Below are 12,757 nucleotides of genomic sequence, written 5' to 3' on the forward strand. Positions count from 1 at the left end.
TTTTTCAATCGATGAAGAGATGAAATAACTATTTAACAGGCTAAGGACCAAGCCCCAATAACCTGTCTTAACAAAGGAATAAAAAGTGAGTCATTCATAGAAAACTCATTATTTTTTACAAACTTTTTTGTTTTATCTGCTCCTCAGTCGGTAGTTTAATTCCATTGATTAACCCCATTAGGGATAGCAAATAGATGACTACATATGAGATATCAAACTGCCATTTTTTTAAACCATGTTTTGCTGAACTTGGAAAAGCATGATGTCCATTATGCCAACCCTCGCCATATGCAAGGAGAGCAAGAACCCAGTTATTTTTACTGTTATCATTTGTATCAAAGTCTTTTTTACCCCAAAGATGACAAATAGAATTTATGGACCAGGTAACATGTTGTTGGAGAAAAACTCTGAAAAAACCACAAACAATTATTCCTTCAAAAAAATAGTACCACCCTCTATACATCAGCCCATTAAGAACTCCTGGAATAAGTAATCCAGATAGAGCAATTAAGGTATAGTGTTTATTGATGAATCGTAAATCTTGATCTAATAATAAATCACCAATGTAGTATCGCCAGTTTTCTAAAGTATGGAATGGCATCCACCCCATATGCGCATAATAGAAGCCATATAATGACTTTTTCTTTTCTGGGATGGGTGAATGGGGATCAAATTCAGTCTCTGTGTATTTATGATGTCTTCGATGAGCTGCAATCCAGAAGAATGGTGTGCCTTCGTAAGCCATACATCCAAAGCAAGTCAACACAATTTTTAACCACCGATTTGCTTTAAATGAATGATGGGTTAATAATCGATGAAAACCAACCGTTATCCCTAACACAGTACAGCTGTAGCAAATCAAAAGTAGTACTAATGTGCCCCAATGTATGTGAAATAATATTCCTGAAGCAATGCTTGATATGGTCACTAGCACTGGAATCCAGACTATGGCTAAACTGGACCATTTTTCGGAACGCGCTAAAGGACGGTACAAATGTAATTCTTTCATTTCTATCTCACTATTGAAAACTCCAGTTTATGCATCATTTTTTACACTATTAAATTGAGTCAGACCTGCCCTAAATGCCCTTTAGAAAAAAATTCAAATAGTCCAGACTCTATCGCGGACATCATCCTCTTTACCCACAATGCTCCAAAATAAAAATTGTCTTTAAAGTAAATATCAAGACCAAAGAGTGTCAGGGGGAAATTAAAGCTTCGCAGTGAAGGAGACAATTGACTGCCAGAGAAACACCGAAGGACGAAAAAAAATTGCTCTAAAGGAGCACGAAGATACGCTACTACAATTGAGTCGACTAGATGGCGTATTTCATGAATATAACGCTCAGTCAATGAGGGATTATCTCTTGGTTTTAAATCGATTTCCATTCCATTACAATGAATATATTTCCTAACGAACACATCAGGAAAGAACATTTAAACACCATTAAGCACATTTTTTAATCAAATCAAGCTTAAGTATAGCATGTGTTTGTAAATAGTGAAGTTGAACTGCATTAGGCTTTTGCTTAGATAAATTTTTTTGTAGGATACGTCTTTTCAATGCTTCTACTTTTTAACAGGAATTGCCACCTAGTGAAAAGTTTATTTACATATCGACCCATATTTATTCTTTATTTCTCATTGTAATACAATTTGTTATGAGCGAGTTAAAAATACATTCATTTCATTTTTGACACTTAATCTCCTGTTAAGAATAACGATGTATTATCTATTTTTTTGATTCTAGAAGGAGCTATTTTGTGCGTCAATATTCAGAAAATAAAAACCTGCAATCTTTACTAGAAAATTTAATTACTTCATATGAAACAGAAGTTAATTATAATCCCTTAGAAATTGAGCTTGAAGCACAAGAACTCACAGAAAAGGACGTCGATGCGTTAAAAACATTTGTTAGCGATGATCGCAAGCGTCTCTTTATTTTTAAAATTAAAGAAAATGAACCCGTAACAAAGCAACTCGCCCTTCATGCACGTCGTACAGTATTAAATAAAACAGCTGAAACGATTCTTAAAAATTCATCCAACGTTCCAAAGATAAACCCTTTAAAATATGCATTGAATTCCAAGTCACCTGCGGTTCGGCCGCGCATCCAAATTCAAAAAAGCATTCTTTTACCTAAACCCCCTAGTTCACAAAAAGATGTTCACATAGAACAGAGCGAACATGTAGTAAGCCCAGATCTGCATCTAGTATCAATTGATCACCTCGAGCTTCCCGAGTTGGTCAAACAACTTAGAGCCTTAGGCATCGAGAGTCTACAAGAATCAGCTATTCCCATAATAAAAGAACATCACTATGCTTTTAGGGATGGTATTATACCAAACAATCCTCCCAAAGGGTTTTATATAGACAAAAGCAAAAAAGCATTTTGTTATACTGATACCCCAAGAAAACATCCTTCTCCTTTAGCACCGGTACTAAAAAAACAAGACTCTTTAGTTTTGCCTTCACTTGAAGAAGCAACGGCACTTTTACCTCAGCTTTCTCAACAAATAATTTCAGTTCTTTTAGACAACCCATACTCACCTAATCAAAAGAATACTTTTTTATCATTGCTTCCTGCATACGAAAATGAAATCAAAGCCTTGCTTCAATTGCGACAAAATGATGAGTTCATCATTCCGTTTCTTTGTAAACAATATGTATTGGGAGGGGAAGCACATTCCATTCTTTTAATTAGACTAATTACTGCTTGTTTGAATAAAAAAATCAATCTTGAGTTTCTCGAAACTCCTGAGGTGCAAAATGCTCTTTTGAGCACTCGAGGAATTAAAAATCTTCAAAAATTAGCCCAGCTTCCTGCAGAACAAAAAGAATGGTGGAATACCCTGGTTGCTGCACATTTAAAATATGATAAAAATAGTTTTGATTTTAATGTCTTTTTTGAAGCCTATACACAAATATTCCTTCCTCGGATTGCAGAAAAAAATCTAACACTGCCTAACCCCTGCCCCATCAAACATGATGGCCATATACTCGTTACATTAAATAGAGTGCTGGATGTTATAGAGCACGCTAAAAATCCACAGGAACAATGTCTTTCTTTGTCGAATCTCAATTGGAGCTCAACAGGCGTACATTATGCCATGCTGCAAAAAAAAGATGCCGAGCAATTGAAACAAGTTGCTGCGTGTATGCAAATTGAGACCCCTGAGGATTGTGTTACCGATCCGGAACGTATTTATTTGCAACTCATCAATGAAGATCTCCAACTTAAGCCTTGGCTATTTCGATATATGGGACAGCATTGGAAAACAGAAATTAGATTATCTGATATCCAGGCCCAACTTTTAGAAATTGAAAAACTCGCCTCTTGGACCTCTGCTCAAAAAAATCAATTAACTTTTATTTTAACTTGTGCTTTTTCCAATAAAGACCCTCTGAATGTTGCCCAATGGAGAGACACTTTAAGTCTTTGCATTAGTGCATTACAACCCTTGGAACAAAATGATCGTACTGATTTATTGCAGGAATTTTCTCGAGCTTTTAAATTTAAGCCTAACTTGTCATTCGCTCAAATTAATACCTTAATGAGCCAATGTATTGAATTCAAAACTGCATTCCCTGGTAAAAGAATCAAAGATGATTTCATTACCCCACTGGTTTCATGCCTGGAAAATGAAGGGATGGAACTATTCACTACATTGCAAGAACGTATTCAAAAAACAGATCCAGCACCTGAAACCAACCAATTTTCTCTATCAGCTATTGCATCGTTTACAGAAATGCTGCAAAAAAACCGTCAGACCTTACCCCGGAACTCATTAAATTATTGGCAAAGCTCAATGAAGCCAATTTTGCTCAAGAACAAATTGATCTTTTATTATTAGCAATAAAGGCTATACAGGATACAAAAGGTCCAGAATTTCATAGAGCGGTACTCAGTACATTAAGTCAAATCAACATCTCAAAGTCACAAGAATTACCTAAAATCGATAGGATTCAGTCTCTTTTGGAGACTTTTGTCAATTCAGAAGAAATAGTCATCCCTGCTGAATGTAACACTCCAGAAAAACAAGAAGAATGGTTAAAGGCACTCATCGTTGATAAAAATCTTTTACCAGGTTGTGTGCTTGGTAATGGAGATATATCCAAACTCGATGATTTAATTGTCGATGCTTTAGCTGATGCAATTAAAAAACGAAGTGCCGTATTTAAAGTCGACCTGTTGAAGAGCGAACTACAAAAGAATTTACAAAGCCGCATAGTTCCTCAACAATTACGCGATAAATTAGATAAAACATTGATGCCACTTTTTGATACGGTAAATGATTTATTTTCTGAGTTACAAAAACCGAATCCTCAATTCTCCGAAGCTCTTGAGAAATTTAAAACATTTGAAGAAGAAAAACCTAAGTTGCTTGAGGAAACATATGGTCTTAGCATTTTGGGTATCGAGGTAAAAACTCAAGGCGAATATATTTTAAGTTTCCTGCTCACCGGGGAAAGAAAAGAGACTGATAAGACCACTGGGTCAGGTTTTGCTGCTGTTTTAGGGCCAGTTCATAACTTACTTGTTTCTCAAATGAGAGCCTTCTTTGAAAATCCCAAGCACAAGCAGAGTGTAAAAGACCTGGATTTGAACACTTGTCTTGGTTGGATGGCAAAGTTTAATGAGACACTCTCTTTAACTTTCTTTTTCAAAGAAGAGTTGATTCAGAAAAAAGTATTGCCAGCTTTGAAAAAGACATTGCATCAGCTCAATACCCAAGATCCAGATTTTGAACGAAGTATCCTTGATGAAGCAGCGATAATCGATGAAAATGCTCCGTCACACATAGCGCTACAAAATTATAAAAATAAAATTGAGTCGATTGCCAATTATCTCAACTTGCTTATTGATATAAACTCTCATCATCCACAACAATTCAATAAGATTTACAAACAACTAAGTACTGGAGCTCTAACACGCTTAAATTATGCCCAAAAACATATTTTAGCAGGTAAATTAATCAAAGACAGTTCAGAAAAGCTGGACCTTTATCTAAAGCTCACAACTCAAGCTTTAGAGGAAAATCCTGCTGCAGATGATACCGCGATTGAACGAGCCATCAATGGCTTAGTGGATCTGTTTAGGATAGCTGACCTTGAGCCAGAAACAGAAACCATGTTCTTCAAAATGAGCCTGGCTCATAATTTGAGAAATGCGAGCCCTTTCCCTCTTGCTGCATTAAACAAATTCAAGAAGTCCAATCTCCCTGAAGAGATCAAATCATCTATTATCAAGAAAATTATTCAATTTTTAGTGGGATTATCAGGTACGAATTCCGAGCTGGTTCACGGCCTAATCCAACAGACCCAATTATTCTTAACTGAGAATCAAGACCAAGCTGAGCTATGCATTGCGTTACTCAATAGAGTATCCCACAAGAAACCCGATCAAGATTTAACCACCTATCCTCTTATTCTCCAACAGTTAGCCCAAATTGATCCAGAGAATCGAGTAAAAATTGCCACCATCTTGTGTGGTTTAGCAAACAATAAAAAAGACTCCACAGTGAATCTTCCGGCCTTGTTAGAGCTCACTCAAGGTTTGGGAAGGCGTCCTTCTGTGGAGGTTGATCGAGTTCTTAAATTATTTGCAACAAAGCCCTACCCTAATACTCAAAGTCTGAACTTAGCCCTAGGTGCTCATGACTCTGAAAAAATTCGTGCTTATTGTTTGAGCTTCGACACAAATCCTTTTGCTAAAGCCGGTGAACAAAGAGATTTGGCGAAACAATTTGCAACGGATCGAATAAAAGACGCGCTACTCAGTTTACAAGACTTGCTTCATGAAACCGATTTCCCGCATGCATTACAAATGCAACTTGCAAAACAATTAACTTATATTGAAACCTTAGGATACACCGACCCCTTAAATCCCAATAATTTCACAGGGCTTAAAAAATTAACCGCCTGTTCTCGCCATGATTTAAAAGAACGGGCCTGCACTCTACTTCAACAATTACGCTCAAAAGCAATTAATCAAGAGCAAGTTGAAGAAACCTATCTCGAACTTTTAGCTTATTTAAGAGAAATCTACTTTCGAACGACAGGTTTATTCCCAAATACCACACAAATGCTTGTATTGTTACTTGCCCTAAAGGATCCCTCCTCCAATTTATTAATGCGTATCAAAACTGGGGAAGGAAAAAGTATTAATACACCAATGCTCTCTGTGCTTCAGTGGGCACAAGGTGGTACTGTGGTGCAATGGACTGCTAATCCAACTCTTCTGATTCGAGATTATGAGAACAGCTGTGAGCCTTTTTTCAGTTTTCTGGGAATTAGATCAGCACTCATTCAAAGTAATACACCAACGAAAAATTTTATACATGAAGGAATCAACTGCTCTACAGTTGAGGATATGGCCAGTTTTCATTTAGCTGCAAAAATAGATGGAAATGAAGACTTACTGAAACCGAAGGGTCCTGTACATATTGTTTTAGATGAATGTGACGATGCACTTTTAGATCAGTTAACCCTTTATAAACTCGTTGCTGAAGCCGAGGCAGCACATGGTGACAACCCTGCCCAATGGATATACCCCATTGCCTATCAATTTGTTAAACTTCCTGCGTTCCGTAAGACGAATCCTGCCTGGGACGAAGATGAAGATCTCGATCAATTTCGTATATTTCTCAGCAAACAAATCAACGAACAATTTAATGGCGATGTGGATAAACAAAATTATTTGATGGCATCAAGTAATACCCAACTGAAACAATGGATCCATGCCAGCTGCATCGCTGCTACTTTAGTTGAAAACAAACATTTCATAATGCAACCGGTCAAAGAAAAAGATGAGACAGGTCATGACACCATAAAAAAAATTGCCTGTGTTCCTTTAATTCGCAGCACACCTAAGCTTGGTTCAATTTTCACTGAAGAAGTACAACAAGCGTTACAGGCTCGGCTTAAAGCAGAACGCAAAGATCAAGCTCAGTATATTTTTATTGATCCAGTTCCCTCTGTACTTGCGAGTCAATCGGCGCAAGGTTTAATCAAATTTTTCCAGAAGACCTTAGGACGTTTACTGGGAATTTCAGCAACTCCGGGAGATAAACTTGAGCTTGAAAGTTTAGCTACATCTCTGGGAATCCAGGCAGTCAGCGTGGCACCGCATGCTGGAGACAAGCGTATCAATCATGATCCGATTTTTACATTCGATCGGGAAGGGACAATCAAAGCCATACATGAGACCTTCAATAAAATTAAGTGTCCTGTTACAAAAGTAAACTTGGAGATTAAGAATCCCAATGAAGAGATTCAAACTCATGAGCAACAGCAAAAACTTTTTGAAGAAAGAAGAGAGGCCATTCAAGAATGGAGCTACACTCAAACGCAACCCATTCTTATTGTGAGTGAAGATTTTGATGAAGCCCAAGCGATTGGTAACAGTTTAAAAGAATACGAAAAGCAAGGATTCATAATCCAAGTGATTACCGGTAAGGAATCTCCGGAACAACTCGAGAAACTCATAGAGCAGGCAGGTAAAGTTAATACCATTACTGTTGGGACAGCAATGCTTGCAAAAGGAATAGATATCAATCCAGGGAATCACCCTAAAGGTTTATTTGTCATTCAAACTTACCCTGATACCGAAAGAATGACAACTCAAATCGGTGGTCGTGCTGCACGTAATGGAAAACCAGGTGAATGGTTACCAATCTATCAGGTAAAGCCACCTCAGAATTTACTCGATCAGTTTCTTTATTATGTGTTCCCGTGGACTCGCCAACGTATAAACGAACAATCGGTTGAAGTAGTAAGAAATAAAATCAAATTACAAGCAACTGTAGACAGGATATATACCCAGGCCATTGATGAAGCGCAACAGATACTGATCCAACAAATTGAAGCTTGGGAAAGCTTAATTTGTGAACTTTACCCGGACAAACTTCAAATAAAATTTGAGCTCTACCAATGGCGCGAAGCACTTTTGAGTGAATTGACTCGTTCTCAAGATACCAATGTAACCGAAAGCTCCCTGACTGAAAGTATTGAACAATTTAAAAAGTCAGCATGCAGACTTTGGGGAACAGCTCTAGAAGAAAAGTGGGCAGCTAAAGCCGAGAAGGCACCTCACATGAGTTATGAGCAAGGCCTAAGACTTAAGTTTTTAAAACAGTTAGATTTCTCTCAGGAATTAAATATTCAAACAAAGCTGCAACAAAAAGGAAAACAGTTTTCGGCTGGAGCCAAAGCTTTAATGTACCAAAATCTTGAAACAATAATTGCGGATAAAGCAGGAGCCGTGCTCGAATATACCAAGCCCTCTGACCAAACCAAAAAAAGTTTAGAGTTAGCGCAAAGTAAACAAGTTTTACCTTATTTAGTTGGAGCATTTTGTACTGTTTGTCCAGAGGCTATAAAAACACTTTTCCCTAAAAATACATCTCAAAACGGTTCATTTGTACCTGAAATTAATCGAAAGGCAATCAATAAGCTTATCGAACAAAAAAACAGGGTATGGCGCAGTGAGGAAAAACAAGAAGTTACTGAAAGCATCATCCAATTTTATCAAAAAAAATTAATGGAGGCAGATGATGAACCCGTTAAGTTATTATCCAAAGTCAAACCTTTAATCTTAAGCTACTGTAGTCAGTTAAACAATTTTTCACTCGTTGAACAGTTTAAAGTACAGGGCATGGTACTTTCCTTTTCTACTCTTTATCGAAACTTAGGCTTGCCAGAAGATGAGAGTTTAAACACTTTGAAAAAGACCTACGACGAAGAAATAATGAAAAAACTGGCCAAATATCTAATCGATGAGTTTGATTGGGTACAAAAAAAGCCAGAACCCTTCCATGCTTACTTCGAACGAACTGTAGCCAAAAATGCTGCCCTAGAAATTTATAATCTGGCTAAGGAGTTAGATAATGTCCCTCAGGATAAAGATAAAATACAAGAGCTCTATTCAGCACTTGAGCGTCACAAAGCCGTTTTAAAAGATAAGTATCTGTTTTCAATAAGTCACTCATCGCCTCGAAATGTGATTAACGATGCACTTGATGCAATTGATTCCTTAAACAACATCCCGCATTGTGATCTGGATTTTAGAAAAAACTGCCATGATAAAATTGTTGCAGAGCATCAAATTAATGCTTTTCGGAACTGTTTGGGCAATACATCCCCTTATTTCTTTAAGACTGTCGACCCTACTTGGACGCATTTGAAAGAAACACTCCTTAAAATGAGTCGTCAGAGTAAAGATAATCCCAGTCATGTGGTGCATGAGTTATATGAAGCGATCGAACGTTTTAGTTCTTATAATGCCTACCAGCCCTATCTAAAGCAACTTAATGCATTGAAAAAACAACTCGCACACTCAATAGGAGAATTGGGTAAATCGGATGGACTACATCAAGATGTACAGGAAAGTTTATTTGCACAAAAACAAAATCGGTTTGCCAACTTATTGAAGGTAAATCCAGAGCATGTACGTATTCAAAATGGTACTGATGGTATCCAATCTTATATAGAATTACAAATTGAAGATGAGCCATTGCAACAAGGATTTACTGGATATGAATCCTCTTTCCTTAAACGAGTTGAAGCAGAACGAAATGAACTTCGAAGAGTTAAAACAGTTTTTGAAGAGAATAAAAATAATCTTCTTAATTTATCTGATGCAAAAGCGATTGAGACCCTTCCTGAACGAAAGCGTCCCGAATTTGAAAGATTATTCAAACTAAAAGAACTTTTAAATCTTGATTGGAATCATCTCATCATCGATCACAATGATTTCCCTGAATTAATTCGAAAAAAACTGGAACATGCAGATGAATTGAAACATTTGAATTGGAAAGTAAGCCCGGTAAATCTGCATCAACTCAGAGGACTTTTGGGTAAAGAACCTGATGGAAGTTTTACTGCCCTTCTTGATGAACAGTCTAAGCTCAAAAGAAATCTTGAGGGAATTCGAAGTAAAATCAGGGATATTCAAGAACAAATCGAGTTACAGGAAAAAGAAAAATCCGATACCCAACATCTCATTAAAACAGCACAAGACCGTATGCAAGAGTCAAATTGCCCCTCTTGGGAATGGTATATGTTAAAGGCTAAAAACCATTTTCTAGAAAAAAACGTCCAATCCTTTGAAAAACATTTGGAAACACTCAGTATTACTTTAAGTGAATTTCAAGGCGAAGAAACCGAATGTATGGATGCAATAAGCGATAATGACGATCTACTGGATGGAAAAAGGATCGAGTTTATATCAGGACTCTTTGAGCAGATTAAACACCATATGGCAGCTCATCTTGTTGAAGAAGCGAAACAACATGTTGCAATGATAGATAAAGAACTTCAAGAAACAGAGCCAGCTATTAATAAAATTGCAGATGAGGAAATCAAAAAATCACGTTATCAGACGCGACGATTCTTCAAAACAAGTGAATTATTACGCTATGAAGCGCTCTTAACTCATGAACAGGAAATGATATGTGGAAATGAAGGGCCCATTGGAGAATTCGAATTAGAGGATGTTAAAAGTGCAGCGGTATCAACGTTCTAATTCTCTATGTAGCTCGTAGAGCGTAATCCAGGAGGAGAACACTCCTCCTCAACCCGTAATTTTAAAATGTTCCCATATAATCCATTTTTCCAATAGTAACGCCCAAACTTCTTAAGATGTCATAGGCTGTAGTCATGTGAAAGAAAAATTGCGGTATTCCATAATGTAAGAGATAGGTTTGGCCAACAAATTTTCGTTCTTTTGGTGTACCCGGACGAATAATAATCTCTTTCGTCTCACTGCCATTAATATGTTCTGGAAGAATGCTGGAAAGAAAGAACAATGTTTTTTCGATACGGCCACGTAATTCAAAAAATGTTTTCTCATTATCTTCAAAAGCAGGCACTTCCTTATCTGCCAAACGAGCGGCAACACCTTTAGCAAAATCAGTCGCAATCTGTACTTGACGTGTGAAATTGAACATATCTGGGAAAAGGCTTGCTTGTAAAAAAACATTGGGATCCATTTTATTATTATCAATATGGGCTTGTGTTTTTTCCAAAATTGCATTTAATGCAGTAAGCATTTGTTTGAAAACCGGTACCGAAGCGGAGTACATTGAAATATTTTGTTTCATCCTTTTTCCTTCCTATTAAAATTCTGCTGCGAATTGCAATAAAGAATATTATCCGAAGATCGTCTATTATAAAATCGATTATTTATTGAATTCAGATTTCATTTTATGACCTCAAAAATCTTAATCATTACTGGCGTGATTCTACTGATAACCGGTATTTTTTGGCCATTTATAAAAAAAATGGGACTGGGGAAATTACCAGGTGATGTCATAATTCAGAAAAACAACTTCACCTTTTATTTCCCTATTACTAGCTGCATCGTTATTAGTCTCGTTATTACACTTATTTTTTGGTTTTTCAATAAATAGTCATTACTTGAAATGATTGACAACAATTTAATAACAATGATAAAAACATCACACACCCTAACTGATTAGGTATAAAAATGACTAAATTTTACGCTTTTCTTTTGATGGGTTTACTCGCTGGTACAAGTTTTGCCAAACCGTGTGTTAGTACACATAGAAGCTGTCTTAAACTTAAAAACCAAAATGCTCAATCTGCAAAAATTGAATGCAATTGGTTGAATGCAGTGGCTTCTGTAGCGAACTCACAGGGTTCGACGCAATTGGATTTAAGCTATGGCGATGGTCTTGGTGCTCCTGAACCGAGACAGCTTTCTTGCAAACTAACAACTGGGCAGACAAAACAAAGTTTTGAGTTTCATAATCCCTATTGGGGCTCACTCATCGAATTTAATCTCATTTCAGAACGAACACTTGAAGTGTATGTGACTGATGGATGGAGCTCCAAGGAAACACGCTATACATTTAGTTGGTAATTTTGACTAGGTTGGGCCTTGGCCCAACCTACATCTTAATTGATCGACCAGAACCTTACTCTTAGTTATGTGTAACCAGACTAAAATACCCTCTCAGCGGATCTTGACGATAAAATTGGGCAAGTAAAGTATAAATCTCAGGATAATAGTGTTTTATTATTTCGGGTTTTTCGAAAAATAATTCAGAAAATACTGCAAAAAATTCAGATGGTGATGTAGCAGCATAGGGATCAATCGGAGTAAGCTCGTTTTGTTGAAGTCGATTGACCAAATCATTGTAACCTGAATTAAAAACCTCAGCCCAATGTGTCGCAGACATCCCTTTATGAAGCGGAGGAAATCCATTGGCTCGACCATTTTGCATATCCAACTTGTGCGCAAATTCATGTATCACCACATTACGGCCATTAACTCCGCCATGATGTAGTGCATCGTCCCAAGAAATAATAACAGGCCCACGTTGCCATGATTCCCCGCTTAAATGAGCTCTCCCTAAATGTTCTATTCCAAATTCATCGATTACCTTGTTTTCTCGTGAATATGCCCCGGGATATATTATGACTGAAACCCAACCCTCGTACCAATCAAGGCCAAGATTCAAAATAGGAAGACATGCCTGTAAGGCAATACTTAACTGCATAGAAGTCGTTATCTGCAGATCACCAACCCCCTCCAATGATTTGTAATAAAGAAATAAAATGGCTAATCGCTTTAGTTTTATCTTTTCTTGATCACTCAGGCGTCTCAATAAAAATAACTTTTGAAATGCATCATTCCACTCATCATTCCTTATAAGTGAATGACTTATGATTCGCTCGTACCACCATTCCTTTAACCTGCGGAACATTACGCCAACCCTACTGAAACAAAAAA

At 37.0% G+C, this 12,757-nt stretch carries 8 protein-coding genes; 4 read left to right on the top strand and 4 right to left on the bottom strand.

Going from position 1 to position 12,757, the window contains the following annotated elements; genetic code table 11:
• Window positions 1–115 precede the first annotated feature (115 nt).
• Window positions 116–1,009, bottom strand: a complete 894-nt coding sequence (locus tag EL022_RS12535) for an acyl-CoA desaturase (protein ID WP_035900423.1) — start codon at window positions 1,007–1,009, stop codon at window positions 116–118.
• Window positions 1,010–1,068: 59 nt separating this feature from the next.
• On the bottom strand, window positions 1,069–1,437 hold the full coding sequence (locus EL022_RS12540; RefSeq protein WP_028380248.1) for a hypothetical protein: 369 nt from the start codon (window positions 1,435–1,437) through the stop codon (window positions 1,069–1,071).
• A gap of 326 nt (window positions 1,438–1,763) precedes the next feature.
• Between EL022_RS12540 and EL022_RS16435 the strand changes: the two genes are divergently transcribed.
• Both EL022_RS16435 and EL022_RS12545 read left to right on the top strand, forming a co-directional pair.
• Window positions 1,764–3,854 (top strand): hypothetical protein, encoded by a 2,091-nt coding sequence (locus EL022_RS16435; protein ID WP_241972174.1) that lies wholly within the window; start codon window positions 1,764–1,766, stop codon window positions 3,852–3,854.
• Window positions 3,797–10,525, top strand: a complete 6,729-nt coding sequence (locus EL022_RS12545) for a hypothetical protein (protein ID WP_241972175.1) — start codon at window positions 3,797–3,799, stop codon at window positions 10,523–10,525. The genes EL022_RS16435 and EL022_RS12545 overlap by 58 nt, the downstream gene beginning before the upstream one ends.
• A 61-nt stretch (window positions 10,526–10,586) precedes the next feature.
• Here the strand turns inward: EL022_RS12545 and EL022_RS12550 are convergent, their stop codons facing one another.
• A complete protein-coding gene (locus tag EL022_RS12550) occupies window positions 10,587–11,102 on the bottom strand; it encodes a DUF1993 domain-containing protein (protein WP_028380247.1) in 516 nt (171 codons plus the stop codon).
• A 105-nt stretch (window positions 11,103–11,207) separates the two neighbouring features.
• Here EL022_RS12550 and EL022_RS12555 point away from each other — a divergent pair, with 105 nt between their 5' ends.
• Window positions 11,208–11,411 carry a DUF2905 domain-containing protein gene (locus tag EL022_RS12555; RefSeq protein ID WP_081776849.1) on the top strand — a complete coding sequence of 68 codons (204 nt, stop codon included), beginning with the start codon at window positions 11,208–11,210 and terminating at the stop codon, window positions 11,409–11,411.
• A gap of 77 nt (window positions 11,412–11,488) precedes the next feature.
• Window positions 11,489–11,884, top strand: coding sequence for a hypothetical protein (locus EL022_RS12560; RefSeq protein WP_028380246.1), 396 nt, complete (start codon window positions 11,489–11,491; stop codon window positions 11,882–11,884).
• 61 nt (window positions 11,885–11,945) lie between these two features.
• Here EL022_RS12560 and EL022_RS12565 read toward each other — a convergent pair whose 3' ends face one another.
• Complete coding sequence (locus EL022_RS12565; protein ID WP_028380245.1) at window positions 11,946–12,731, bottom strand: M90 family metallopeptidase; 786 nt, start codon at window positions 12,729–12,731, stop codon at window positions 11,946–11,948.
• Window positions 12,732–12,757 lie beyond the last annotated feature (26 nt).

It is taken from the genome of Legionella cherrii (assembly GCF_900635815.1).
GTDB classification, from domain to species: Bacteria; Pseudomonadota; Gammaproteobacteria; order Legionellales; family Legionellaceae; genus Legionella; species Legionella cherrii.

What these genes read in the sequence shown, in the direction of transcription:
- EL022_RS12560 (WP_028380246.1), top strand. Translation starts at nt 11,489, where the DNA reads ATGACTAAATTTTACGCTTTTCTTTTGATGGGTTTACTCGCTGGTACA.
- EL022_RS12565 (WP_028380245.1), bottom strand. Translation starts at nt 12,731, where the DNA reads ATGTTCCGCAGGTTAAAGGAATGGTGGTACGAGCGAATCATAAGTCAT.
- EL022_RS12550 (WP_028380247.1), bottom strand. Translation starts at nt 11,102, where the DNA reads ATGAAACAAAATATTTCAATGTACTCCGCTTCGGTACCGGTTTTCAAA.
- EL022_RS12555 (WP_081776849.1), top strand. Translation starts at nt 11,208, where the DNA reads ATGACCTCAAAAATCTTAATCATTACTGGCGTGATTCTACTGATAACC.
- EL022_RS12535 (WP_035900423.1), bottom strand. Translation starts at nt 1,009, where the DNA reads ATGAAAGAATTACATTTGTACCGTCCTTTAGCGCGTTCCGAAAAATGG.
- EL022_RS12540 (WP_028380248.1), bottom strand. Translation starts at nt 1,437, where the DNA reads ATGTTCTTTCCTGATGTGTTCGTTAGGAAATATATTCATTGTAATGGA.